Annotated in this window: 23 protein-coding genes; 10 read left to right on the top strand and 13 right to left on the bottom strand. The window is 75.8% G+C overall.

The genetic code is table 11. The annotated features are described in order from the left end of the window. Positions 1-5 precede the first annotated feature (5 nt). From KPL57_RS51365 to KPL57_RS51350, 4 genes are read left to right on the top strand one after another with little or no spacing between them, the layout of a single operon-like run. Positions 6-1,874, top strand: a complete 1,869-nt coding sequence (locus KPL57_RS51365) for a diol dehydratase reactivase subunit alpha (protein WP_226357699.1) — start codon at positions 6-8, stop codon at positions 1,872-1,874. Next, entirely contained in the window at positions 1,871-2,281 is a 411-nt protein-coding gene (locus tag KPL57_RS51360; protein WP_226357698.1) for a glycerol dehydratase reactivase beta/small subunit family protein, read from the top strand. Before KPL57_RS51365 ends, KPL57_RS51360 begins: the two co-directional genes overlap by 4 nt. Beyond that, the gene (locus KPL57_RS51355) at positions 2,278-2,496 is read left to right on the top strand and encodes a hypothetical protein (RefSeq protein ID WP_226357697.1); all 219 of its coding nucleotides are present in this window, start codon (positions 2,278-2,280) and stop codon (positions 2,494-2,496) included. The genes KPL57_RS51360 and KPL57_RS51355 overlap by 4 nt, the downstream gene beginning before the upstream one ends. Continuing rightward, a complete protein-coding gene (locus KPL57_RS51350) occupies positions 2,493-3,281 on the top strand; it encodes a (2Fe-2S)-binding protein (RefSeq protein ID WP_226357696.1) in 789 nt (262 codons plus the stop codon). The genes KPL57_RS51355 and KPL57_RS51350 overlap by 4 nt, the downstream gene beginning before the upstream one ends. 64 nt (positions 3,282-3,345) lie before the next feature. Here the strand turns inward: KPL57_RS51350 and KPL57_RS51345 are convergent, their stop codons facing one another. From KPL57_RS51345 to KPL57_RS51335, 3 genes are read right to left on the bottom strand one after another with little or no spacing between them, the layout of a single operon-like run. Further along, positions 3,346-4,083 (bottom strand): DUF4191 domain-containing protein, encoded by a 738-nt coding sequence (locus KPL57_RS51345; protein WP_226357695.1) that lies wholly within the window; start codon positions 4,081-4,083, stop codon positions 3,346-3,348. Between the two features lie 45 nt (positions 4,084-4,128). Then, positions 4,129-5,133, bottom strand: a complete 1,005-nt coding sequence (lipA, locus tag KPL57_RS51340; RefSeq protein ID WP_178373444.1) for a lipoyl synthase — start codon at positions 5,131-5,133, stop codon at positions 4,129-4,131. Further along, the gene (locus tag KPL57_RS51335; protein WP_226357694.1) at positions 5,130-6,050 is read right to left on the bottom strand and encodes an SDR family NAD(P)-dependent oxidoreductase; all 921 of its coding nucleotides are present in this window, start codon (positions 6,048-6,050) and stop codon (positions 5,130-5,132) included. The genes lipA and KPL57_RS51335 overlap by 4 nt, the downstream gene beginning before the upstream one ends. An 85-nt stretch (positions 6,051-6,135) precedes the next feature. On the opposite strand from KPL57_RS51335, the gene KPL57_RS51330 reads away from it, so the two are divergent. Beyond that, a complete protein-coding gene (locus KPL57_RS51330) occupies positions 6,136-7,068 on the top strand; it encodes an LLM class F420-dependent oxidoreductase (RefSeq protein ID WP_226357693.1) in 933 nt (310 codons plus the stop codon). 18 nt (positions 7,069-7,086) lie between these two features. Here the strand turns inward: KPL57_RS51330 and lipB are convergent, their stop codons facing one another. The 5 genes from lipB to lpdA all read right to left on the bottom strand — a co-directional run bounded on the left by lipB (position 7,087) and on the right by lpdA (position 13,362). Then, entirely contained in the window at positions 7,087-7,809 is a 723-nt protein-coding gene (gene lipB, locus KPL57_RS51325; protein WP_208822353.1) for a lipoyl(octanoyl) transferase LipB, read from the bottom strand. 10 nt (positions 7,810-7,819) lie between these two features. Continuing rightward, complete coding sequence (locus KPL57_RS51320) at positions 7,820-9,085, bottom strand: NAD(P)/FAD-dependent oxidoreductase (RefSeq protein ID WP_226357692.1); 1,266 nt, start codon at positions 9,083-9,085, stop codon at positions 7,820-7,822. Then, on the bottom strand, positions 9,082-9,972 hold the full coding sequence (locus KPL57_RS51315) for a TIGR01777 family oxidoreductase (protein WP_226357691.1): 891 nt from the start codon (positions 9,970-9,972) through the stop codon (positions 9,082-9,084). The genes KPL57_RS51320 and KPL57_RS51315 overlap by 4 nt, the downstream gene beginning before the upstream one ends. 139 nt (positions 9,973-10,111) lie before the next feature. Beyond that, a complete protein-coding gene (gene sucB / locus KPL57_RS51310) occupies positions 10,112-11,917 on the bottom strand; it encodes a 2-oxoglutarate dehydrogenase, E2 component, dihydrolipoamide succinyltransferase (protein ID WP_226357690.1) in 1,806 nt (601 codons plus the stop codon). A 53-nt stretch (positions 11,918-11,970) separates the two neighbouring features. Continuing rightward, positions 11,971-13,362: a dihydrolipoyl dehydrogenase gene (gene lpdA, locus KPL57_RS51305; RefSeq protein WP_226357689.1), complete on the bottom strand. Its 1,392-nt coding sequence runs from the start codon at positions 13,360-13,362 to the stop codon at positions 11,971-11,973. 201 nt (positions 13,363-13,563) lie between these two features. Here lpdA and KPL57_RS51300 point away from each other — a divergent pair, with 201 nt between their 5' ends. Then, positions 13,564-13,971, top strand: a complete 408-nt coding sequence (locus tag KPL57_RS51300) for an oxidoreductase (RefSeq protein WP_073574153.1) — start codon at positions 13,564-13,566, stop codon at positions 13,969-13,971. Positions 13,972-13,980: 9 nt separating this feature from the next. Here KPL57_RS51300 and KPL57_RS51295 read toward each other — a convergent pair whose 3' ends face one another. Further along, positions 13,981-14,829: an SDR family oxidoreductase gene (locus tag KPL57_RS51295; protein ID WP_226357688.1), complete on the bottom strand. Its 849-nt coding sequence runs from the start codon at positions 14,827-14,829 to the stop codon at positions 13,981-13,983. A gap of 80 nt (positions 14,830-14,909) precedes the next feature. Here KPL57_RS51295 and KPL57_RS51290 point away from each other — a divergent pair, with 80 nt between their 5' ends. Then, positions 14,910-15,482 carry a hypothetical protein gene (locus KPL57_RS51290; protein WP_226357687.1) on the top strand — a complete coding sequence of 191 codons (573 nt, stop codon included), beginning with the start codon at positions 14,910-14,912 and terminating at the stop codon, positions 15,480-15,482. A gap of 7 nt (positions 15,483-15,489) precedes the next feature. Here the strand turns inward: KPL57_RS51290 and KPL57_RS51285 are convergent, their stop codons facing one another. Beyond that, entirely contained in the window at positions 15,490-16,998 is a 1,509-nt protein-coding gene (locus KPL57_RS51285; RefSeq protein WP_374203914.1) for a leucyl aminopeptidase, read from the bottom strand. 216 nt (positions 16,999-17,214) lie between these two features. On the opposite strand from KPL57_RS51285, the gene KPL57_RS51280 reads away from it, so the two are divergent. The 3 genes from KPL57_RS51280 (at position 17,215) to KPL57_RS51270 (ending at position 20,904) form a co-directional block, all read left to right on the top strand. After that, positions 17,215-18,573: a hypothetical protein gene (locus KPL57_RS51280; protein WP_226357685.1), complete on the top strand. Its 1,359-nt coding sequence runs from the start codon at positions 17,215-17,217 to the stop codon at positions 18,571-18,573. 19 nt (positions 18,574-18,592) lie between these two features. Then, positions 18,593-19,720 carry a glycine cleavage system aminomethyltransferase GcvT gene (gene gcvT / locus KPL57_RS51275; RefSeq protein WP_226357684.1) on the top strand — a complete coding sequence of 376 codons (1,128 nt, stop codon included), beginning with the start codon at positions 18,593-18,595 and terminating at the stop codon, positions 19,718-19,720. Positions 19,721-19,782: 62 nt separating this feature from the next. Further along, positions 19,783-20,904 carry a branched-chain amino acid aminotransferase gene (locus tag KPL57_RS51270; protein ID WP_226357683.1) on the top strand — a complete coding sequence of 374 codons (1,122 nt, stop codon included), beginning with the start codon at positions 19,783-19,785 and terminating at the stop codon, positions 20,902-20,904. A gap of 112 nt (positions 20,905-21,016) precedes the next feature. Here the strand turns inward: KPL57_RS51270 and KPL57_RS51265 are convergent, their stop codons facing one another. From KPL57_RS51265 to KPL57_RS51255, 3 genes are all read right to left on the bottom strand, one after another. After that, on the bottom strand, positions 21,017-21,913 hold the full coding sequence (locus KPL57_RS51265) for an endonuclease domain-containing protein (RefSeq protein WP_226357682.1): 897 nt from the start codon (positions 21,911-21,913) through the stop codon (positions 21,017-21,019). 180 nt (positions 21,914-22,093) lie between these two features. Next, positions 22,094-22,921, bottom strand: coding sequence for an adenosylcobinamide-GDP ribazoletransferase (locus tag KPL57_RS51260; RefSeq protein ID WP_226357681.1), 828 nt, complete (start codon positions 22,919-22,921; stop codon positions 22,094-22,096). Beyond that, entirely contained in the window at positions 22,918-24,864 is a 1,947-nt protein-coding gene (locus tag KPL57_RS51255; protein WP_226357680.1) for a bifunctional adenosylcobinamide kinase/adenosylcobinamide-phosphate guanylyltransferase, read from the bottom strand. The genes KPL57_RS51260 and KPL57_RS51255 overlap by 4 nt, the downstream gene beginning before the upstream one ends. Positions 24,865-24,903 lie beyond the last annotated feature (39 nt).

The raw sequence follows: 24,903 nt of genomic DNA, 5'->3' as shown, positions 1-24,903 counted from the left end.
CACAGGTGCACGGGACGGACGGCTCGCGGCTGGTCGTGGGCGTGGACATCGGCAACTCGACGACCGAGGCCTGCGTGGCCTCGATCGACGCCGGCGGCCGGGTCACCTACCTCGGGACCGCCCTGACCCGCACCACCGGGGTCAAGGGGACCCCGGACAACACCGACGGCGCGGTGAAGGCGGTCCGCCGGGCCCTGGAAGGGGCCCGGCGCTCCGCCGACGAGCTGGACGAGGTGCTGCTCAACGAGGCGACACCGGTGATCAGCGGTCTCGCCATGGAGACGATCACCGAGACGATCATCACCGAGTCCACGATGATCGGGCACAACCCGGCGACGCCGGGCGGCAGCGGGATCGGGGTCGGCGTCACCGTCGCGGTGGAGGACCTCACCGGCCCCGGCCCGGTGCCCGAGGGACCGGTGATCGCCGTCGTCGGGCGCGGGTGGGACTTCGACCGCGTCGCGCGGGTGCTGAACGACGCGCTCGGACGCGGCCTGGAGCTGGTCGCGGCCGTGCTGGCGCAGGACGACGCGGTGCTCGTCGCGAACCGGATCGACGTCTCGATCCCGATCGTCGACGAGGTCGGCGCCGTCGAGCGGGTGCCGCTCGGCATGTCCGCGGCGGTGGAGGTGGCCCTGCCGGGTCGCACCATCCGGACCCTGTCGGACTCCTACGGCCTGGCCACGGTGTTCGAGCTCGACCCCGACCAGACCCGGCAGGTCGCGCCGGTGGCGCGGGCGCTGACCGGGAACCGGTCGGCCGTCGTCGTCCGGACCCCGGCCGGGGACGTGACCGACCGGCGCGTCCCGGTGGGGGAGCTGGTCCTGACCGGGGCCGGCAAGACCCTGCGGATCGACGTCGACGCCGGCGCCGACGAGATCATGGAGACCCTGGCCCGGGTGCAGCCCCTCGACGACGCGACCGGCCAGCCCGGCACGCACGTCGGCGGGATGCTCGCCCAGGTCCGGGACACGATGACCGACGTGACCGGGCAGCCGGCCGGGGAGATCCGGATCCGCGACGTGCTGGCCATCGACACGTTCGTCCCGCGCGAGGTGCGGGGCGGGCTGGCCGGTGAGGTGTCGCTGGAGAACGCCGTCGCGCTCGCCGCGATGGTGCGCACCAGCCGCAGCCGGATGCAGGTCGTCGCCGACCAGGTCGCCGAGACGCTCGGCTGCTCGGCCCGGATCGGCGGCGTCGAGGGCGAGATGGCGGTCCGCGGGGCCCTGACCACCCCGGGCACCGACACGCCGATCGCGATCCTCGACATGGGCGGCGGCTCCACCGACGCGGCGCTGCTGCTGCGGGACGGCACGTGCACCGCGGTGCACGTCGCCGGTGCGGGCGAGCTGGTGACCAAGCTGATCGACTCCGAGCTGGCGCTCGACGACCGCGAGACCGCCGAGCAGGTCAAGTGGTTCCCGCTGGCGAAGGTGGAGAGCTTCTTCCACATCCGCCACGAGGACGGCTCGGTGCAGTTCTTCACCGAGCCGCTGCCCTCGCACGTGTTCGCCCGGGTCGTCGTGATGACCCCGGACGGGCCGGTCCCGATCAAGACGCGGCACTCGATCGACCACGTGGTGCGGGTGCGCCGCGAGGCGAAGCGCCGGGTGTTCGTGGTGAACGCCTTGCGGGCGCTGCGCCAGGTCGCGCCGAGCGGGTCGCTGCGCATGCTGGACTTCGTGGTGCTGCTCGGCGGGTCCGCCCTGGACTTCGAGATCCCGCAGATGATCGCCGACGCGCTCGCCGGGTCGGGTGTGGTCTGCGGGACGGGCAACGTCCACGGCACCGAGGGGCCGCGCAACGCCGTCGCCTCCGGGCTGGTCGATGCGCACGCGAGTGCGCTGGTCGGCAGCGGGGAGCCGGCGGCATGAGCCGGCCCGCGTCCGCACCGGAGCCGCCGGCGGTGGTCGTCCACCACCACCCCGACGCCCCGGTCGCGGTCCTGCGGGAGGTGCTCGCCGGAGCCGAGGAGGAGGGCGTACCGGTCGAGGCCTCCCCGGACCCGGAGACCGACGGGGCCGTCGGGCAGGCCCACCGGGCGGCGCAGCGGTCCCGGCTCGACGTCGGTGTCGGGGTCGACGCCGACGGCTCGGTGGTCGTGCACCACGTCAAGCTGCCCGCTGACCGCCCCGCCTTCACCGAAGCCGTTCCGGACCCGGCCGCACCGGCCGGTCCGGAGGTGGCGGCCGACCGGCCGCACGGCCGCCGCGCGGGCGCGGCGGCGGCCCGGATCGTGACCGGGCTGCCGCTGCCCGAACCGGCCGGTGCCCGGCCGTGACGCGCCACCCGGCGGCTGCGAGAGCGACGGGACGGGCGACGGCGCGGGGCCTCCTGTGGCTGACGGTGCTCGCCGCGCTGGTGGCGTCGTCGACGGCGGCGCAGGCGGTCGCGGTCGTCGCCGCTGCGGGGGTGGTGCTGTGGGTCGGACCGCTCGCCGGGACCCTCACGAACACCTCGACCGGGACGATCCGGGATGCGAGGCTTCCACCGTGACCACCGACCACACCGACATCGCGCGCCCGGCCACCACCCCGCCGGTGAGCGACGTGCTGGCCGGGCTCGCGGCGGTCGGGCCGTTCTTCGAGCTCCTCGACGTCACCGAGGAGCGGGCCGCCGGACGGTCGGTCCGCCCGTTCGCCGCCGTCCTCGCCCCCGACGCGCTGCTGGACCGGGTCGAACGGACCCGGGTGGCGCTCGGGGCCGAGCCGCCGCTGGGCCGGCGGATCGCCGCGTCGATCGCGGTGCAGGGGCTCGCGGCGAAGCTGCTGTCCGGCCCGGTCGCGGCGCTGGCCCTGCACGGTGTCCTGGTCGACCTGCGCCCGGAGACGCTGTGGTGGTCGGCCACGCCGCTGGGCGACGTCGTCGCGCTCGACCCGCCCCGGGTGGTGCGCTGCCCGTTCCCCGCGCCGGACGCGCTGGCCCCGCTGGTCGACGACGTGCTCACCCCGCTCGTGGAGATCGCGGGCGAGCGCTTCGGCGTGTCCGGGACGGTGCTGTGGGGCAACGTCGCGTCGTCGGTCGCGGGGGCCAAGCGGGTGCTCGACATCCAGCGCCCCGACGCGGCGGACGCCGTCGCCGCCGTCGCCGCGGACCTGCTGGAGCACCCCCGGCTGACCGGTACGGGGGAGCGGCGGGCCCCGGTGGCGCCGGACCACGCCTGGACGTTCCGGCGGCGGTCCTGCTGCCTGTACTACCGGGTGCCCGGCGGCAGCACCTGCGCCGACTGCGTCCTCGCGGACCTGCGCGGCGAGCCGGCGTCCGGCGACCCGACCGGCTGACCCGGCGGCCGTCGCCGCCGCGGGCCCTGCGACCGGGCCCGCCGCGGCCCGGTCGGCGGCGGGGTCAGCGGCGGCGGACGGTGCGCTGGATGCTGCGCATCTTGGCGCCCTGGGGCATCGGCCCCTTGGGCATCGCGGCCGAGCGGCTGCCGAGGGCGTTGAGCTTGCCCTCCAGGGAGTCCATCTCGGCGGCGGAGATGTTGCGGGGCAGCTTCATGAGGTGGCGCTGCAGCCCCTTGAGCGGGATCTGGCCCTCCTCGTTGCCCACGATCACGTCGTAGATCGGGGTGCTGCCGGCGACCCGCGCGGTGCGCTTCTTCTCCTGTGCGAGCAGGGTCTTCACCCGGTGCGGGGCCCCCTCGGCGACGAAGATGATCCCGGGCCGCCCGATGACCCGGTGCACCGCGTCGAGGTGGGTGGTGCCCGCGATGCCCTGGGTGATCCGCCACTGCCCGCGCATGTTGTCCAGCGCCCAGCCCGCGGCGCCCGGCTGCCCGTCGGCCTTCACGTAGATCGACTTCTGGACGCGGCGGCCGAAGATGCTGAACGCCGCCAGCGCGCCGATCAGGATGCCGAAGGGCACGAAGAACCAGACCAGGCCCAGCAGCCACCCGATGAGCGTGACGACCACGATCGACCCGACGAACACGCCGATCATGATCGGGAGGAGCTTGGAGTCCTCCTTGCGCTGCATCTGGAACGCCTGCCAGATCTGCTGGCGACGCTGCTTCGACGCGGCCTTCTTCTGGGCCTTGAGCGCCTTCTTCTCTTCGGGCGAGGGCTTACGGGGCTTGCCGGGCATGTGACCAGCCTACTTCCGACCGGTGATCGACGGTGCGAGGAGGTCTCAGCCGCGCGCCAGCAGGGAGCTGGCCTCCTGCGCGGCCGGGCCGGAGTCGGCCAGGTGCGCCAGGGCGGGGGAGAGCTCCTCGCCGCGGTGGGCCACGGTCTGGGCGTAGAGCCGGCCGGCCCGGTAGGACGAGCGCACCAGCGGCCCGGCCATCACACCGGCGAAACCGATCTGCTCGGCGGCCGTGGAGTGCTCGACGAACTCCTCGGGCTTGACCCACCGCTCGACGGGGTGGTGGCGCTTGGTCGGGCGCAGGTACTGGGTGATCGTGATGATCTCGCAGCCCGCGTCGTGCAGGTCCTGCAGCGCGGAGGTGACCTCGTCGGGGGTCTCGCCCATGCCGAGGATCAGGTTCGACTTGGTGACCAGACCGAACTCGCGGGCCTTGGTGATGACCTCCAGCGACCGGTCGTAGCGGAACGCCGGGCGGATCCGCTTGAAGATCCGCGGGACGGTCTCGAGGTTGTGCGCGAACACCTCGGGGCGGGACTCGAAGACCGGGGTCAGCTGGGCGTCGATCGAGTTGAAGTCCGGGGCGAGCAGCTCGACGCCGGTGCCCGGGTTCAGCTCGTGGATCTTGCGGACGGTCTCGGCGTAGAGCCAGGAGCCGCCGTCGTCGAGGTCGTCGCGCGCGACACCGGTGACGGTGGAGTAGCGCAGCCCCATCTGCTGCACCGACTCCGCCACCCGGCGGGGCTCGTCGGTGTCCAGGTCGGCCGGCTTGCCGGTGTCGATCTGGCAGAAGTCGCAGCGACGGGTGCACTGCTCCCCGCCGATGAGGAACGTCGCCTCCCGGTCCTCCCAGCACTCGTAGATGTTGGGGCAACCGGCCTCCTCGCACACCGTGTGCAGGCCGCCCGACCGGACGAGACCCTTCAGTTCGGTGTACTGCGGACCGGTCTTGGCGCGGGTGCGGATCCAGGACGGCTTGCGCTCGATCGGGGTCTCGCTGTTGCGGACCTCGAGGCGGAGGAGCTTGCGGCCTTCGGGTGCGATGGTCACACGTCCAGCCTACGCCCGGGGTCCGGTGTGATGCCGGTCGCGGCGGCCGTGACCTGCCACAACCTGCCCGCGAGCACCGGGTCCTGCGCGGCCGCCGAGCGCCGCGCCGGACCGGCCGGGCCGCGGGCCTCGCCGAGCCCGGTGGGGCCCAGGTAGTCGCCGCCGTGGACCGGTCCCGTCGCCGCGGCGAGCTGCGGCCCGACGCCCTCGGACACCGGGGACGTGAGCCAGCGCTCCCACGGGGCGAACAGCCGCGCCTGCAGCGTCGCGCCCCGCCGGAAGGAGTTCGCGAGCAGCGACGACTCGGTCATCCCCGGGTGCGCGGCGACCGAGAGCACCGGGTCCCCGGACAGCCGCAGCCGCCGGTCCAGCTCCGCGGCGAACAGCAGGTTCGCCAGCTTCGACGCGCCGTAGGCCGCGTTCGGGGACCAGCGCCGGCGCCGCCACCCCAGGTCGTCGGGGTCGAGCCGGCCGGTGCGGTGGCCGAGGCTGGACGTCGTGACGACCCGCGACGGCCGCTCCGGGTCGCCGGCGGCCCGCAGCGCGGGCATCAGCAGCCAGGTCAGTGCGGCCGGCCCGAGGTGGTTGGTGCCGATCTGCAGCTCGAAACCGTCCGCGGTGTCCGCACGCGGCCCCATCGCGACGCCCGCGTTGTTGACGAGCACGTCCACCCGGTCCCCGGTGCGCTCCCGGATCTCCGCGGCCGCGGCCCGCACCGACCCGAGGTCGGCGAGATCCAGCAGCACCAGCTCACCACCGGCCCCGCGCACCGCGGCGCGGCCGCGGGTCACGTCGCGGGCGGTCATCAGCACCCGGGCCCCGGCCCGGGCCAGCGCGGTGGACAGCGCGAGACCGAGCCCGGAGGTCGTGCCGGTGACGACGACGGTCCGGCCGGTCTGGTCGGGGATCGGGTGCACGACGCGACCGTAGCGAGCGGGCCCCCACGGCCGTCGCCGGTGGTCGGGCGGCGCGGGCGGGCCGGGGCGGCTAGCGTCGCGACCCGTGGACTTCCGGATCTTCACCGAGCCCCAGCAGGGCGCCCGCTACACCGACCTCCTGCGGGTCGCCCGCACCACGCAGGACGCCGGCTACGACGCGTTCTTCCGTTCCGACCACTGGGTCGCGATGGGCGACGGCAGCGGCCTCCCCGGCCCGACCGACGCCTGGGTGACCCTCGCCGCGCTCGGCCGCGAGACCGAGCGCATCCGGCTCGGCACCCTGGTCACCAGCGCGACGTTCCGGCTGCCCGGGCCGCTCGCCGTCGCCGTCGCGCAGGCCGACGAGATGTCCGGCGGCCGCGTCGAGGTCGGGCTCGGCTCGGGCTGGTTCGAGGCCGAGCACCGGGCGCTGGGCATCCCGTTCCCGCCGCTGGCCGAGCGCTTCGAGATCCTCACCGAGCAGCTGGAGATCCTCACCGGGCTGTGGGCGACCCCGCTCGGCGGGCGCTTCACCCACCAGGGACGGCACTACACCGTCACCGACTCCCCGGCGCTGCCGCGCCCGGTGCAGGACGCGCCGCCGGTGATCGTCGGCGGGATGGGGAAGAAGAAGACCCCGGCGCTGGCCGCCCGGTTCGCCACCGAGTTCAACGTGCCGTTCCAGCAGCCCGAGGCCGTCGCCGCCCAGTTCGGCCGGGTCCGCGACGCGTGCACCGCCGCCGGGCGCGACCCGGGCTCGCTCACCTACTCGGTGGCGCAGATGCTGTGCCTGGGCAAGGACGACGCCGAGGTCGACCGCCGCGCGGCCGCGGTGGGACGCGACGCCGCCGAGGTCCGCGCGAGCAGCCTCGCCGGCACCCCCGGCGAGATCGTCGACCGGCTCGGCCGCTGGGCCGAGGTCACCGGCACGACCCGGGTCTACCTGCAGGTCCTCGACCTGTCCGACCTCGCCCACATCGAGGACTTCGCCGCGACGGTGGTGCCCCAGCTCGCCTGAGGCACCGGGGCCGGGGGATCAGCCCAGGCCGGACATCAGGTCGACCTGCCGGACGACCGGGTGCTCGGCCACCGGCAGCCGGCCGTCGAGCGCGTCCAGCACGGCGGCGGCCGCCGGGCCGGCGACCTCGTCGACGGTCACCTCCCGGTCCAGCTCCGCGGTCAGCGTGGTGACGCCGGCGTCGGCGATCCCGCACGGCACGATCTTCCCGAAGTCGCCCAGGTCGGCGTCGCAGTTGATCGCGAAGCCGTGCTGGGTGACCCCGCCGGCGATCCGGACGCCGATCGCGGCGACCTTCCGCTCGGGGGTGAAGCCCTGCGCGGGCAGCCAGACGCCCGAGCGGCCCTCGACCCGGCCCGCGCTCGTCACGCCGAGGTCGTGGCAGACCCGGATGAGGGCCTCCTCCAGGCGGCGGACGTAGTCCACGACGTCCATCGGCTCGCCGAGGGCGACGATCGGGTAGCCGACGAGCTGTCCCGGCCCGTGCCAGGTGATGCGCCCGCCGCGGTCGACGTCGACGACCGGGGTGCCGTCGGTGGGCCGGTCCTCCGGCCGGGTGCGCCGCCCCGCGGTGTAGACCGGCGGGTGCTCCAGCAGCATCAGCACGTCCGGCCCGCCGTTCTTGCGGGCCTCGGCGTGCGCCTTCTGGGTGTCCCACGCCGCCTGGTACTCCACGCGCCCGAGCCGGTCGACCCGGACGTCGTCGGTTCCGGCGCGGCAGGACAGGTGCGGTGCGGGCATGGCGGCGAGCTTACGCCGCGCCCAGCCGGGCGAGGACGGCCTGCGCGGCCCGGCGGCCGCTGACCAGCGCACCCTGGGTGGACGGGGTGTCGCGGTGGTCGCCCGCGACGAACAGGTTCTCCCCGAGGTCGACGTCGCGGCGCACCGGGCGCCCCGCCTCGAACAGCGGCAGCGCCTCGTCGACCTGCGCGGTGTGCAGGTGCGCCCAGTCGTCGGTGCCGACGCCCCAGATCCGGGCCAGCTCGCGGCGCACCGCGGGCTCGTCGACCCCGGTGGACCCCGGGGTCCCGACGATCGAGGACGCCACCAGCGGGCGCCCGTCGGCGGAGTAGCCCGGCGCGGCCGCGGTCATCACCATCGTGTTGACGACCGGCCCGCCGGTGCCGTCCAGGTGCAGCAGCGGGGAGGCCGTCGGGGCCTGCGGCGGGACGTGGAAGAACGTGGTCAGCGCGTTCATCCGCGGCTCGGCGACCCCGGGGAGCAGCGCGGCGGCCGTCCGCGGGTCCGCCGCGACGACGACGGCCCGCGCGGACAGGGTGCCGTCGTCGGTGTCCAGGGCGGGGGCGGGCCCGCCGCGCACGGCGTGCACCCGGGTCCCGAGCGTCACGGTGCCCTCGGGCAGGGCCGCGGCCAGCCGCCGGGGCAGCGCCTCCATGCCGTCGTCGGGCACGACGATCGTGCCGAGGGCGAAGCTGCGCCACACCAGCCGCACGAACGCGGCCGAGGTCTCCAGCGCGGTCTCGCCGAGCACGCCGGACAGGAAGGGGCGCAGGAACCGGTCGGTGACCGCGCCGCCGAGCCCGGCGGCGTCGAGGTCCGCGGCGGCGGAGGAGTCGACCAGCGTCGCGGTCCGCGACGGCGGCGACGCCAGCACCTTCGCCGTCCACGCGACGAGCTTGGCCTTCTCGATCGGGCCGAACAGGTCGTCCAGCGCGGTGGCCGGGGCGGACGCGGGGCGGCGCAGCGGGTTGACGAAGCGGTGCAGCTCGCCGTCGCCGGCCCGGATGGCGGCACCGGGCTCGAAGGGCCGCGCGGCGAGGGTGTCGAGCCCGTGCGGGGCGAGCGCGGCGTGCAGCGCGGGGTACCCGGTGTTCAGCACCTGGAACCCGCGGTCGCAGCGGAACCCGTCGACGACGTCGGTCGCCATCCGCCCGCCGACCCGGTCGGCGGACTCCAGCACGCGCACGGTCAGCCCGTGCCGGTGCAGCACGGTGGCCGCGCGCAGGCCGGACAGGCCCGCCCCGACCACCAGGACGTCGACGTCGGACGGGGTCATGACCCGACCGCGGCCGAGAGCGCGTCGCCGACGGTGTGGTGGCGGAACTGGAACCCGGCCTCGAGCAGCGCCGCCGGCACCGCCCGCTGGCCGCCGAGCAGCATCTCGCGGCCCATCTCGCCGAGCACGGTGGAGACCACCGGGCCGGGCACCGGGAACGGCGCGGGCCGCCCGACGGCCGCGGCCATCTCCTTGGTGAACTCGGCGTTGGTGACCGGCACCGGGCCGGTCACGTTCGCCGGGCCGGACAGCGCCTCGGTCTCGACGGCGAACCGGATCGCCGCGACCTGGTCGTCGAGGGAGACCCACGGCATGAACTGGGTGCCCTTGCCGATCCGCCCGCCGAGGAACCCCTTGAACAGCGGGCGCAGCATCGCGAGCAGCCCACCGGAGGGGGACAGGACCAGACCGGTGCGGACGAGCACCACCCGGGCGCCGGCGTCCACGGCGGGTGCGGTGGCGGCCTCCCAGTCCCGGCACACGTCGGCGAGGAACCCCGAGCCCGACGGCGCGGACTCGTCGACGACGACCTGGCCGGTGTCGCCGTAGTAGCCGACGGCCGAGCCGCTGACCAGCACCGGGACCCTGTGTCGGGCCACGGCCTCGGCGAGGACGTCGGTGGGGACGTTGCGCGAGTCGCGGATCAGCTGCTTGCGGGCGCCGGTCCACGGCCGGTCGGCGATGCCGGCGCCGTTGAGGTTCACGACCGCGTCGGCGCCGTCGAGGGTGCCGTCCTGGACGGTGCCGGCGGGCGGGTCCCAGCCGCGCTCGTCGGGGGCGGCGGGGGTGCGCCGCACCAGGCGCAGCACCTCGTGCCCCGCGCCCCTCAGGTGGGCGACCAGGGCTGTTCCGATCAGTCCGGACGAACCGGCCACGACGACTCGCACGGCCGCGATCCTTCCCGGTCCTGGGCGGACGCGCGAGCCGGACATGCCGCGACCATCGTCACCCGCTCACCCGGACCGGTGACGACGGCGGCCCGCCCCGGGTGAACCGGGACGGGCCGCCGTGTGTCGCGGGGAGTGCCTACAGGCCGAGCTCGGCCTCGAAGGCGCCCTCCTCCAGCCGGGCCTTGACCGCGGACAGGAAGCGGCCGGCGTCGGCGCCGTCGACCAGGCGGTGGTCGTAGGTCATCGGCAGGAAGCAGACCGAGCGGACGGCGATGACGTCGTCGCCCTCGGGGCCGGTGACGACCTTCGGCTCCTTCGAGATCGCGCCGGTGCCCAGGATGGCGACCTGGGGCTGGTTGATGATCGGCGTGTCGAACAGCGCGCCCGCGGACCCGATGTTCGTGATCGTGAAGGTGCCGCCCGACAGCTCGTCCGGACCGATCTTCGAGTCGCGGGTGCGGGCCGCGACGTCGGCGATCTTCTTGGCGATCCCGGCCAGCGACAGGTCGTCGGCGTCCTTGATCACCGGCACGAGCAGGCCGCGCGGGGTGTCCACGGCGATGCCCATGTGGACCGAGCCGTGGTAGGTGACCTGCTTGTTGTCCTCGGAGATCGAGGCGTTGAGCGACGGGAACGCCTTGAGCGCCTCGATGGTCGCCTTGGCGATGAAGGCCAGGAAGGTGAGGTTGGCGCCCTCGCGACGCTTGAAGTCCTCCTTGACCCGGTTCCGCAGCTTGACGATGCGGGTGAGGTCGACCTCCTGGACGGTGGTCAGCTGCGCCGAGGTGGCGAGCGACTCGTTCATCCGCTGCGCGATGACCTGGCGCAGGCGCGGGAGCTTGACCGTGGTTCCCGGCTCCGGCGCGTTGTCCGCGCGGGTCGGGACGGCCTTCGGCTCCTTGGGCGCGCCACCGGAGGCGGGCTGCTCCGCCGGGGCGGACGGCTTCTCCTGCGCCGGGGCCTTCGCCTGCTCGGCGGCGGCGAGGACGTCCTGCTTGCGGATGCGGCCGCCGACGCCGGAGCCGGTGACCGAGTCGAGGTCGACGCCGTGCTCCTGGGCCAGCTTGCGCACCAGCGGGGTCACGTAGGGCTTCTCGCCCGAACCCGAGCCCGAGCCGTTCGAGGAGGGCTCGATCTTCCCGGCGGGGGAGTCCTCGGACCCGGCCGGGGCCTTCTCCTGCTTCTCCTCGGCCTTGGGGTGCTCGGCCTTCGGCTCCGGCTTGGGCTCGGCCTTCGGAGCCTCCTTCTTCGGCTCCTCCTTCTTCTCCGGAGCCTTCTCCTGCTTCGGCGCCTCGTCCTGCGCCGGGGCGGCGGAGCCGTCGCCGACCAGCGCGAGCTGCGCGCCGACCTCGACGGTCTCGTCCTCGGCGACGGTGTGCTCGAGCACGGTGCCCGCGACCGGCGAGGGGATCTCGGTGTCGACCTTGTCGGTGGAGACCTCGAGCAGCGGCTCGTCGACCTCGACGGCGTCGCCGACCTGCTTGAGCCAGCGGGTCACGGTGCCCTCGGTGACCGACTCGCCGAGCTCGGGCATCGTGACCGGGGTGCCGGAGCCCCCACCGGACGACGAGCCACCGGAGGACGGCTGCGGGGCCTCCTCCTCGGCCTGCTCCGGCTCGGGCTCGGGCTCCGCCTCGGACTCCGCGGGCTCCTCGGCCTTCTCGGAGGAGCCGGAGTCGGACGAACCGGCGTCGTCGGCCTCGTCGGCGTCGCCGATGACGGCGAGCTCGCCGCCGACCTCGACCGTGTCGTCCTCGCCCGCGATGATGCGCTTCAGGACGCCCGCGGCGGGCGACGGGATCTCCGTGTCGACCTTGTCGGTCGAGACCTCGAGCAACGGCTCGTCGACCTCGACGGTGTCGCCCTCGGCCTTGAGCCAGCGGGTGACGGTGCCCTCGGTGACACTCTCGCCCAGGGCGGGCATCTCAACGGTGACGGCCATGTCGGGTGGAGCTCCTCTTGTTCCGCGTGGGTGTTCGGGTTGTGGGGCCGGGATCAGCCGTGGGTGTGCAGCGGTCTCCCGGCCAGCGCGAGGTGGGCCTCTCCGAGGGCCTCGCTCTGCGTGGGGTGGGCGTGGATCAGGGCGGCGACGTCGGTGGGCAGAGCCTCCCAGTTGTAGACCAGTTGCGCCTCTCCGACGAGCTCCCCGATCCGGGAGCCCACCATGTGCACGCCGAGGACGCGTCCGCCCTGTCCGGCAGGCCCCTGGGCGACGAGCTTGACCGCCCCGGAGGTCTGCAGGATCTGCGACTTCCCGTTGCCGGCCAGGTCGTAGGTCAGGGAGTGCACCTCGCCGTGGAGGTCCCGCGCGGCCTGCTCGGTCAGCCCGACCGAGGCGACCTCGGGGTCGCAGTAGGTGACGCGCGGGATGCCGTCGTCGGTGACGGGGCGGGGCGCGAGCCCCGCGACGTCCTCGGCGACGAAGATCCCGTGGGCGAAGCCGCGGTGGGCGAGCTGCAGGCCGGGGGTGACGTCCCCGACGGCGTACACGCCGTCGAGGTTCGTGCGCAGCCGCTCGTCGACGGTCACGAAGCCGCCGTCCATCGCGACGCCGGCCTCGGCGAAGCCGTGACCGGTGGTGTTGGGGCCGCGGCCGACCGCGACCAGCAGCAGGTCGGCCTCGATCTCCTCACCGGACTCCAGCGACACGGTGACGGTGTCGCCGCTGCGGGTCGCCTTCGCGAACCGCACCCCGGTGCGGGCGGTGATCCGGCGCCGCCGGAACGCCCGGGCGAGCTGGGTGGAGCAGAACTCGTCCTCGTTCGGCACGAGCCGCGGCAGCGCCTCGACGATCGTGACCTCGGCCCCGAACGAGCGCCACACGCTGGCGAACTCGACGCCGATCACGCCGCCGCCGAGCACGACGACCCGGCGCGGGGCCTCGTCGAGGGAGATCGCGGCGTCGGAGGTGACGATGCGGTCGTCCAGCTCCAGGCCGGGCAGTGACCGTGCGTAGGAGCCGGTGGCGAGCACGACGTGGCGGCCGGTGATGCGCTCGTCGCCGACCCGGACGGTGCCGGGACCCTCCAGGGTGCCCGCACCGGGCACCACGGTGATCCCGCGCGAGGCGACCAGGCCCTGCAGGCCCTTGTACAGCCGGGAGACCACGCCGTCCTTGTAGGCGTTCACCCCGGCCATGTCGACGCCGTCGAAGGTGGAACGGATGCCGACCTGCGCGCCGTCGCGGGCGTGGTCGGCCACCTCGGCCGCGTGCAGCAGCGCCTTGGTGGGGATGCAGCCGCGGTGCAGACAGGTGCCGCCGAGCTTGTCCTTCTCGACCAGGACCACCGACAGGCCCAGCTCCGCGGCCCGCAGCGCGCAGGCGTAGCCACCGGAGCCGCCGCCCAGGATCACCAGGTCGGCGGAACGAGCACCCGGGTCGGACACCGATCAGCTCCCTCCGGGGGTCACCGCCGGTGGACCGGCTCCGCCGGACGGGACCCCGCTACGCGGCGACCATCTTGTCATCCGGCCGCGACTGCGCCACTGGGGTGTCGGGAGCAAATCCGTGATCCCGTTCGTTGGGCACTCGGAGCTACCGTGTCCGGTTCGTAGGGGTGCGACCGGATCGACGAGAGGATGACGCGCATGGGTCTGCTCGACCTGTTCCGGTCACGTGGACCGTCGGGCCCCAGGTCCGGCCGGGGATCCGGCTCCGGCGGGAGGCGTGGCGCGTACGCGGAGGGGGAGGCCCACCTGCGTGAGTGGTCGGCCGCCCGGATCGGTGTCGAGGCCTTCGTCGAGCCGCGCACGACCGTGACGGAGACGACGGTGGTCTTCGTCGCGCACGACGGCGAGTGGACCCGCAGGCGGGTCGCGAACCCGAACGCGGCGAAGAAGCTGGCCCGGTCGCTGCAGATGCCGATCTACGACGTGCAGCTCGTCGGGTACCCGAACCGGATGCGCGAGCACGACGCCCGCGACCGCGCCCTGCGCAAGCGCGAGCGCCAGGAGCGGATGCTGCGCGAGCTGCGGGCCAAGGACCGCGACGCCTGACCCGCCGGGTCAGGGGCGCAGCGAGCGGGCGCGCCGCTCGCCGAGCGCGCGCATCGCGGGCTCCAGGCGCAGCGCGGGCCCGGGGGCCAGCGCGGTGAGGCGGAGCAGCGCACCCCGCCAGGCGGGCAGCGTCCGGTAGACCCGGTCGGTGCCGAACATCCCGACCAGCGCCGTCGCGACCTGCCCGGGGGTGACCAGCACCCCGGACCGCACGAGCGCCTGGCCCTGGCCGCCGGGCGTCATCGAGCGCAGCAGCTCGGTGTTCACCCCGTCCGGGCAGACCGCGTGCACCCCGATGCCCTCCCGGCGCACCTCCGAGGCCAGCGCGGACACCATGGACAGCGCGCCCGCCTTCGACGCCGCGTACACCGACAGGCCCGGAACCGGGCCGAGGCCGGACAGCGACACGGTCACGCCGATCTCGCCGCCCCGGGCGGTCCCCGCCGCCGTCTGCTCGCGGAACGCGGTCACCGCGGCCCGGGCGCCCCAGATCGGGCCCAGCAGGTTGACCTCGACCAGCGCGCGGGCGCGGGCCTCGGCGATGTCGGTGACGGTGCCGTCGAACCCGACGCCGGCGTTGCTCACCCAGGCGCCCAGCGGCGCGAGCTCGCGGGCCCGGGCCACCGCCGCCACGGACGCGGCCGGGTCGGTGACGTCGCAGGCGGTGCCGGCGGCCGCTCCGATCCGGGTCGCGGTGGCCTGTGCCGCGGCCTCGTCGAGGTCGGTGACCAGCACCCGGTAGCCGCGCCCGACGAGCTCGCGGGCGATCTGCTCGCCGATGCCGCGGGCCGCGCCGGTGACCACCGCGGAACGGGGGGTGTGCGCGGGGACCTCGTGTCGACGACGCTGCCGGCTCATGGGCGGCAGTATGCCCTACCCGTGGGTAACCCCCGGTCCGGTGTCGCCGCCCGGATCCGGTCCGGCCAGACTCGGGCCCCGTGACGGCCGCGATGCACCTGCCCCGCTTCCTCGTCCGCCAGCGGATCACCCTCGGCGTGAACCGCTACGACGTGCACGCCGCGAACCCCGACGGCAGCGCGGGCGCGCTCATGGCGTTCGCGCAGCAGAAGCGGTTCGCCTTCAAGGAGCAGGTGACCTTCTGGGCCGACGACAGCCGCTCCCGCGCGGTGTTCTCCTTCCGCGCCCGCCAGCGTCTCGACGTCCGCGCCGAGCACGACGTGTTCGACGAGCACGGCCGGGTGATCGGCACCTTCGGCAAGCGGTTCGGCGCGAGCCTGCTGCGCTCGACCTGGACGCTGACCGCGCCGGGCGTCGCCGCGACCGGCCGCGAGCGCAGCCTCGGCGTCGCCCTGCTGCGCCGGGTGGCCGAGAACCTGCCGCTGCCGTACCACTTCGACGTCACCGAGGACTCCGGCGGCACGCTGCTGATGAGCAGCGACCGGCGGTGGTCGCTGCGCGACTCCTACGACGTCTCCGTCCCGGACCCGCGCATCGACTTCCGCCTGGCCGCCGCCTTCGCCGTCGCGCTGGACGCGTTGCAGGACCGCTGAGCCGCGCTCAGCCGTTCGCGGCCACGTCCTCCAGGAACGCCAGCAGGGTGCGCACCGGCACCCCCGTGCCGCCCTTGGTGGTGTAGCCGCGCGGCCCGCCGGTGTTGAACGACGGCCCGGCGATGTCGATGTGCGCCCACGGCAGCCCGGCGGGCACGAACTCCTTGAGGAACGTGCCGGCCAGCAGCATCCCGGCGAACCGCTGCCCGCTGACGTTGCTGATGTCGGCCACCCGCGAGTCCAGCTCGCCGCGCAGGTACTCCGGCAGCGGCATCGCCCAGGCGTCCTCGCCGGTGGCGGTGCCGTGTGCGGCGACCCGGTCGCGCAGCTCGTCCGAGCCCATCACCCCGGCGGTGCGCATGCCGAGCGCGACGAGCTGGGCGCCGGTCAGCGTCGAGGTCTCCACCAGGTAGTCGGGGTCGTCCTGGGCGGCGCGGACGATCGCGTCGGCGAGGATCAGCCGTCCCTCGGCGTCGGTGTTGAGCACCTCGACGGTGGTCCCGCCGAACATGGTCAGCACGTCGCCGGGCTTGTACGCCGTCGACGACGGCATGTTCTCCGCCATCGGCACGGTCGCGGTCACCGTGACCGGCAGCTCCAGCTTCGCGGCGAGCACGACGGTCGCGACGACCGCGGCCGCCCCGCCCATGTCCGAGGTCATGTCGGCCATGCCGGCGTTGGGCTTGAGCGAGATGCCGCCGGTGTCGAAGGTGATGCCCTTCCCGACGAGCGCGACCCGCTTCGACGCGGCCGGGCCGCCGTTCCAGGTCAGGCGCACCAGCCGGGGCGGGTTCGCCGACCCCTTCCCGACGCCGGTGACGCCGCCGTAGCCGTTCTCCCGCAGCCCGGCGTCGTCGAGGACCTCGGTGACCAGCCCGGCGCGCTCTCCCAGCGCCACCGCGTGCGCCGCGAAGGTCTCCGGGACCAGCACGTTCGGCGCGGTGTTGACCAGGTCCCGGGCGGTGACGACGGCCTCGGCGACGAGCGTCGCCCGGCGCACGGCCGCGTCGTCGGCACCGGTGAACGACCAGCTGCCGACCGGGGCGGCCGCGGCGTCGGTGGAGGTCCGGTGCCGGTCGAAGCGGTAGCCGCCCAGGACGGCGCCGACGACCGCGGCCTCGGCGTCGACCGCGGACAGCGTGCTCAGCACCGAGCCGGTCCCGGCCAGCGTGCGGGCGGCGGCACCGGCCGCGCGGCGGACCGCCTCGGACGCCTTCGGCCCCTCGGCCGGGCGGCCCAGACCGACCGCGACCAGCCGCGGCGCGGACAGCGCGCCGCGGGTCGGCAGCGACACGACCTGCTCGGCCTTCCCGGTCGCGCCGACGGTGGTGAGCAGCTCCAGCAGCTCCCCGGAGAACGCGGCGTCGACGCCGGCGGCGCCCGCGGCCAGCGCCGGGCCGGTGCCGTCGGCGGCGTCGGCCGCGGGGGCGTGCAGACCGACCACGACGGCGTCGACGACCGCCTCCGTCTCGGCACCGCTGTGTGCGGCGGTCTGCGGGAGGGTCGGGACGTCGATCGGCACGGGTGGCACTCCTCGGGGTCGGACGGGAACGGTGGGTATCGGACGAGTGGCTCCGGGTCGCCCGATCTCACCCTGCGTGGCCGGTGCACACGTCCCGTGCGCCGGGTGGGTGGGGAGCCGGGTGGCGGGCGGGACGACGAGACCGGACCGAGATGGTAATGACACCCCCGCGGCGCCGCGCGGCACAGGGGTGGATGGGAAGGTGAACGGGTGCCCCGCCCCCCGTACCGGATCCCGACCGTGACCGCGGTCGTCGTCGCCCTGTCGGCGACGTTCGGTACCGGGCTGTACGCCGCGCTCGGCCCCGCGGCCGCGTCGGCGGGCACCTGGTTCCCGCTCGGGGTGCTCCTCGCCGCGCTGCTCGCGCTCGGCGTGGTCGGCTCGACCGCGCACCTGTCGCTCGCCCGCCCGGCCGGTCCGGAGCTGGCCCGCGGTGACCTGCCCGCCCCCGCACTACGGCTCGGGGCGGTCGCGCGGGTGACCTCGCGGGCCGCCGCCGGGTCGGCCGCGGCGCTGGTGTTCGGCGCCTACGTGCTGCCCACCCAGCCGGTGACGATCGCGGTGGTGGCGGTGCTCGCCGTCGTCGCGGTGAACGCCTTCGGGGTGCGGATCTCGCCCGGTGCGGCGCGCGGGCTGGTGGTGGGCACGGTGCTCGCCCTGACCGTCGCGATCGTGGTGGGTCTGCGGTCGGACGGGCCGCACGCGGTGCTGTCCTCGGCGATGCCCGCCGCGGCCACCGGAACCGGCATCGCCGGCGACGGCGCCGGGACGCCCGACGACCCGGCCGTCGCCACGCTGCAGGCCGCGATCGAGCCGGGCCCGCTCGGCGTGCTCGCCGCCGCCGGGTTCGTGTTCCTCGCCTTCACCGGGCTGTCCCGCGTCGCCGAGCTCGGCGGCAGCCTGCGGGACCCGGTGCGGGCGATCCGCCGGGCCCCCGCACTCGCCGTCGTGATCACGACGGTGCTGCTGCTCCTGCTGTCGGCGGCCCTGCTGCGCGGGCTCGGTGCGTCCGGGCTGGCGTCGGCGTCGGCGCCGCTGGCCGCGCTGATGGACACCAGCAGCAGCGCCCAGGTGGGGGTGCTGGTGCGGGTCGGCGCCGCCGCCGCGACGGTCGCCGCACTGCTCGGGGCGCTGTCGCGGGCCGCGGCCGGCGCCGCCCGGCTGTCCCGCGAGGGGGAGCTGCCGGCGTTCCTGGGCCGGGGCGGGTCGCGCGGCACGCCGTGGGTGGCCGACCTGACGCTGGGGGTGCTGACCCTGGCGATGACCCTGCTGCTGTCCGCGACGACCGCGATCGTCGTCACCGTCGTCGCGGCCCTGGTCCACCACGCGGTGCTGCACGCCGCGGTGCTCCGGCTGCCGGGACGCCCGGTGCGGGCGGCGGTCGTCGCCGTCGCCGGTGGGGTGGGGTGCCTGGCCGTCGCCGCGTCGATGCCGCCGTGGCCGCTGGTCGCGACGGCCGGGGCGCTCGCCGCGGGCTGGGTGCTGTGCGCCGTCACGGCGCGCTCCCGTGCCCGCGCCGCGGCCGAGGAACCCGTGCGCCGCAGCGATCCCGAGGAACAGGCGGCCTGAGGCCGATAGGGTCGGGCGCGTGACCGACGAGCTCCTGCCCAGCCCGCTGCACGACCGGCACGTCGCCCTCGGCGCCACCCTCGGCGAGTTCGGGGGGTGGTCGATGCCGATCTCCTACCCGGGCGGCACCGTCGCCGAGCACACGTCGGTCCGCGAGACGGCGGGCCTGTTCGACGTCAGCCACCTCGGCACCGTCCCGATCTCCGGGCCGGGCGCGGCCGCGCACCTGAACGCCTGCCTCACCAACGACCTCGGCCGCATCGGCCCGGGCCGCGCCCAGTACACCCTGGCCTGCGACGACCGCGGCGGCGTCGAGGACGACATGATCGTCTACCTGGCGGCCGACGACGACCTGCTGCTCGTCCCGAACGCCGCGAACTCCACCCGGATCGTCTCCGCGCTCGCCGCCGACGCCCCGCCCGGGGTCACGATCACCGACCGGCACCGCGAGCTCGCCGTGCTCGCCGTCCAGGGGCCCCGCTCCGCCGAGGCACTGGGCGCGGCGCTCGGTGCCGCGGGGGAGGGCGTCGCGGACCTGGACTACATGGCGTTCACCGACCTCGAGGGCGGCCTGAACGACGGCGGTGTGCGGATCTGCCGCACCGGCTACACCGGCGAGCTCGGCTACGAGGTCGTCCTCGCCGCCCAGGCCGCACCGGCGATGTGGGACGCCCTGCTCGACGCCGTCCGCGCCGTCGGCGGCGGCCCCTGCGGTCTCGCGGCGCGCGACACCCTGCGCACCGAGATGGGCTACCCGCTGCACGGCCACGAGCTGTCCATCGAGATCAGCCCGGTCCAGGCCGGGAGCAGCTGGGCGGTCGGGTGGGACAAGCCGGCGTTCTGGGGCCGCGACGCCCTGCTCGCCGAGCGCGCGGCGGGCCCGGCGCGGCGCCTGCGCGCGCTGCGCGCGATCGGGCGTGGTGTCCCGCGGGCGGGCATGACCGTCCTCGACGGAGAGGGCGGCAGCCCCGTCGGCGTCGTCACCTCGGGGACGTTCTCCCCGACGCTGCGCACCGGCGTCGCACTGGCCCTGGTCGACACCGCGGGAGGCGTGGCTGTCGGCGACGCGTTGGTGATCGACGTCCGGGGTCGAGCGCTGCCGGTGGAGGTCGTGAAGCCGCCGCTGGTGCCCTCGCACGTCCGCTGAGGGTCCCGTTCTTCGGGAATCCGACTGTTTGCCCCGTGGACAGCGGGGATACCGTTCGGGGCATGAGCGCGCCGAAGTTCTCCGTGACCCGCAACCCCGCCCCGGCGTCCCCGCAGCGGCGCGCCGACGTACTCGCCGCCCCCGGCTTCGGGCGGTACATGACCGACCACATGGTGACGATCCGGTGGACCGCCGGGACCGGCTGGCACGACCCGGCGGTCGTGCCCTACGGCCCGATGACGCTGGACCCGTCGTCGATGGTCCTGCACTACGGGCAGGAGATCTTCGAGGGTCTCAAGGCCTACCGCCAGCCCGACGGCTCGATCGCCTCGTTCCGGCCCGACGCCAACGCCGCCCGGTTCGCCGGCTCCGCGCGCCGGCTCGCGATGGCCGAGCTCCCCGAGGACCTCTTCCTCGCCTCGCTGTCCGAGCTCCTCGCGGTCGACTCCGAGTGGGTGCCCGAGGCCGGCACCGAGGACTCGCTCTACCTGCGGCCCTTCATGATCGCGACCGAGGTCGGGCTGGGGGTGCGGCCGTCGTCGGAGTACCTGTACTCGGTCATCGCCTCGCCGGCCGGGCCGTACTTCGCCGGTGGGGTCAAGCCGATGGACGTGTGGCTGGAGACCGAGTACACCCGGGCCGCGCTCGGCGGCACCGGCACCGCCAAGTGCGGCGGGAACTACGCGGCGTCGCTGCTGCCGCAGGCGGTCGGCGCCCAGCACGGCTGCGCCCAGGTCGCCTACCTCGACGCCGAGGAGCGCCAGTGGATCGACGAGATGGGCTCGAACAACCTGTTCTTCGTCTTCCGCTCCGAGGACGGCTCGGTCGAGGTCGCGACGCCGGACCTGCGCGGCTCGGTGCTCGCCGGCATCACCCGGGACTCGCTGATCACGGTGGCGAAGGACCTCGGGATCTCCGTGGTCGAGCGCCGCATCTCCGGCCAGGAGTGGCTCGGTGGCGCCGCCAGCGGCGTGCTGACCGAGGTGTTCGGCTGCGGCACCGCCGCGGTGATCACCCCGATCGGGACGGTCAAGCACAGCGGCGGCGAGGTGACCGTCGGCAACGGTGAGCCCGGCCCGGTCACCCTGCAGCTGCGCGAGGCGCTGACCGCGATCCAGCGCGGCGCGGCCCCGGACCCGCACGGCTGGATGCACACCCTGGTGCCGGCCTCCGCGTCGGTCTGAGCCGTCCCGGGATCGTCCACCGGTTCCGGGCCGGCCGTCCGGCCCCGACGCATGATCACCGGTTGTGGAGTTCCGCGCCCGTCTCGCGGACGGAACGCTCCACAACCGGTGATCACCGGCGCAGGGCCCGCCTGATCGCGGCGACGGTGCCCTCGGGTGCGTCGTGCACGTCGTGCCAGGTGAAGCGCAACAGCGTCCACCCCTGGGTGACCAGGGCGTTCCCCTTGGCCCGGTCGGCCCGGAACCGGTCGGGGTCGGTGTGCCAGGCCCAGCCGTCCAGCTCGATCGCCACCCGCTCGGCGGGGAAGGCCAGATCGATCTCGCGCCCGCCGCCCACGGGCAGCCCGCGGACGACGCCGCCGATCCCGGCGGCGCACAGCAGCCGCAGCAGCATCCGTTCCAGCTCCGAGTCCGCGCGGTCGAGCGCGGCCACCAGCAGCCGGTGCGCCGCGGCCATGCCGTGCGCGCCCGCGTTGCGGCAGTAGGCCTCGTGCAGCAGCGCCGGGTGCACGACGCGACGCTGCAGGACCCGGTCGAGGAACGCGGCCCCGTCGGGCAGCACGGCGCAGGTCTCCAGCACGGTCAGGTGCTCGGCGGTGACGGCGACGCCCCGGATCCAGGTCCGGTCGGGACCGGGCACGTCGCGCCGCCGCAGCGCGATGCCGCCGGGCGCGAGCCGCCGGGTGCCGCGGGGGAGCGTTACTCCGACGTCGCGGGGGCACCGGTCGGTCATCCCGCTCCAGCATGCGGCGGCCGGCCCGTGGACCAGCCCGGAGGGCCCGGCCCAGAGCGCCGCGGCCCGGACGCGCATCGCCGCGGTCGGGACGCGGGTCGCCTCGGCGAGGACGCCCGGGTGCAGGTCGACCCACTCGCCGCGGGCCACCCGTCGCCGGACGGCCTGCCGGGACAGCCCGGTGGCCCGGGCCTGGGCCGCGGACAGGACCCCGTCCTGGGCGAGCAGCAGGTCACGCAGCGAGGTCGACGGAGCGGGGAGCGGGGCAGGGGGCACCGGCGCAGGATGGCGGCGCCCCGCACGGCCCGGCCCCGATCCCGCCGAACCCGTCGCAGCTGCGAATCCCGTCCATGATCACCGGTTGTGGAGTCCTGCGCCCGCCTCGCGAACGATGTGCTCCACAACCGGTGATCATGGGGCCGCCTGCCGCGTGGACCGGCTCGATCAAGCCCCGGGTCATCCGGTGAGCGCGGCCGCCAGGACGACGAGGACCGCGGTGCCGCCGAGCTCGCAGGCCGCACCCAGGACGTCGCCGCTCATCCCGCCGAAGCGTCGCCGGGTGTGCCGGGCCAGGCCCACCACCAGCAGCGCCGCGAGCAGCACCGCCCCGGCGACGGCGAGCACCGCCCCGGCGGCCGCCCCCGCCCGGTCTGCGCCGACGAGTGCCCCCGCCCCGGCCGCCGCCAGACCGGTCCACCACAGCGGCGCCACCCACACCGGCTGCGACCCGGCGACGGTCGCCCCCAGCCCGCCGGGCCGCGCGGCGGGCGTCCCGCGGCGCGCAACCCAGCAGAACCCGGCCCGCCCGGTCGCCGCGGCCAGCGCGCAGACGACGAGCACGACCGCGGGCGGCGCGGACGCCAGCTGCGCGAGGGCGGCGGCGCGGGCGCCCAGCACCACCAGCAGCGTGACGACGGCGAACGGTCCGGCCCCGCCGTCGGCCATGATCCGCAGCGCCCGCTCCGGCGGGCCGTAGCTGCCCAGGCCGTCGGCGGTGTCGGCGATGCCGTCGACGTGCATCCCGCGCGTCGCGAGCGCTCCCGCCCCGACCGTCAGCAGGCCCGCGACCAGCGGGGACACCCCGGCGGCGACCAGCCCGGTGAGCAGCGCCCCGCCCGCGACGCCGAGCCCGGCGCCGACCAGCGGCGCCCAGCGCAGGGCGGCCGCGGCGACGCCGTCGGGCAGCGCGCCCTCGTCGGAGGTGCGGACCCGGGCGGGCACGACGGTCAGCCAGCTGACCGCCAGCGCGAGCCCGGCGAGGGGACCGGGCCGGGGTCCGCTCACCGGCCGAGGCCGGCCGGCGCCGTCACGTCACCCGGGACGACGCCGGTGTCGTGCGCGGTCCCGGTCTCGGCGAGCAGGCGCGCCGCGGTGACCAGCAGCGGCAGCGCCGTCACCGCGGCGGTGCCGTCCTCGGTGCGCACCGCCAGGTCCAGCAGCGGCACCAGCGACAGGTGCTCCAGGACGAGCGTCGCGGCCGGTTCGGTCGACGGCTGCGCGGCGACCCACCAGTCCTTCGCGCCGGGGGCCAGCTCGTCGGCGAGCAGGGCCGCCGCGCCGACGGCCAGACCGTCGAGCACCGCGGGCACCTTGCGCTCCGCGGCCCGGGCGAGGAACCCGGCGAGCACGATCAGGTCCGTGCCGCCGACGGTGCGCAGCAGCGCCAGCGGGTCGCGCAGGTGCGGACGGGCCCGGCGCAGCGCGTCACGGATCGCGACGGCCTTGCGCATCCAGGCGCGGTCGTCGATCCCCGACGCCCGCCCCACGACGGCGACGGGCTCGGCCCCGGTCACGGCCGCGACGATCGTCGCGGCGGGGGTCGTCACGCCGACGGCGAGCGTCGCCGGGATCAGCAGGTCCGCGCCGGCGTCGATCTCGGCGTCGGCCAGCCGCCGCCCGGTCAGCCACGCCGCGGTGGCGCGCTCGCCGTCCAGGGCGTCCTCGCGGTCGATCCGGCCGGTGCCGTGCGCGACGAGCCAGCCCGGCTCGGCACCCTCGGCCCCGGACACGAGCCCGACGTCGACGACCCGCACGGTCGCCCCGGCGGCCCGCGCGGCGACGGTGACCGGCAGCCGTCCGGCCGCGGCGGCGGTGGCGCGCACCGCGGACACCTGCGGCGGGTAGGCCGAGACGCCGTTCGCGGCGATGCCGTGGTCGGCGGCGAGCAGCACCACCCGGGCGCGCACGGGCGCCTGCGGGGGACAGGTGCCCTGGCAGGACGCCAGCCACACGCCCAGCTCGCCGAGCCTGCCGAGCCCGCCGGTGGGCATCGCGAGCCCCTCGACCAGGGCGACGGCCTCTCGGCGGCTGCGGGAGTCCGGCCGTCCGACGGTGACCGGGACGATCTCCACGTCGGACTCGGTGACCGAGGCGGGTGTCGTCGCGGCCCCGGCGACGGCGCCCGCGGCCGCCCCGGTCGCGGGGAGGACCGCACCCGGGACCCCGGCGGGGGTGCCCGCGACGTCACCGTCAGGGTCGGCGACCTCGGCCCCGGCGGCCCCGCCGGCCGGAGCACCGCTCCCGTCGGGAGCCGCGGACGCGGTGGCGGAGCCGGGCGACCCGGTGGCGTCGAGCCCGGCAGCGGGTCCCGCGACGGCGAGATCGGCGCGTGCTCCCGCGGCCGGCGCCGCAGGTCCGAGTGCGGCGGCGATGCCGGCCGGAGCGGCGGAGGCGTCCGTGGCCGGAGCGGGCAGGGCGAGGGCCCGTCCCGCCACCACCAGCACGACGTCGTCGCACACCCGCGCGACGGCGGCGTTCAGCTCACCCAGCCGGTCGCGGAACAGCCGTCCGGCGCGGGTGTCCGGCACGACCCCCAGCCCCGTCTCGGCGGACACCAGCACCAGCGGACCCGGCGCGGCGGCGACCGCGGCGACCAGCCCGTCGACGGCGGCGTCGACCGCGGCGGGCACGACCGGGGCGTCCCAGGCACCGGCGTCGTCGAGGACCCCGGTCAGCCAGGTCGCCAGGTCGTCGACCAGCACCGGGCCGGGCCGGGCGAGCGCGGCGGCCAGCTCGGTGCCGCCGACCTCCTCGGTGGTCCAGTGGGCGGGGCGCCGGGCGGTGTGCGCGGCGATGCGCGCGTCCCAGTCGGTGTCGCCGGGGATCCGCCGGCCGGTCGCGAGATAGCGGACCGCCGCGTCGTCGCCGAGCAGTTCCTCGGCGTGCCGCGACTTGCCGGAGCGCGTGCCCCCGAGGACGAGCGTCCGCAGTTCGACGGGAGGAGTCACGCCGCACATCGTGTCCTACCGGTCCCCGGTAGCGTCGCG

This window comes from Pseudonocardia sp. ICBG601, assembly GCF_020496245.1.
The sequence above is the reverse complement of the archived record's forward strand: the minus strand, read 5'-3'. Positions and strand labels throughout refer to the sequence as shown.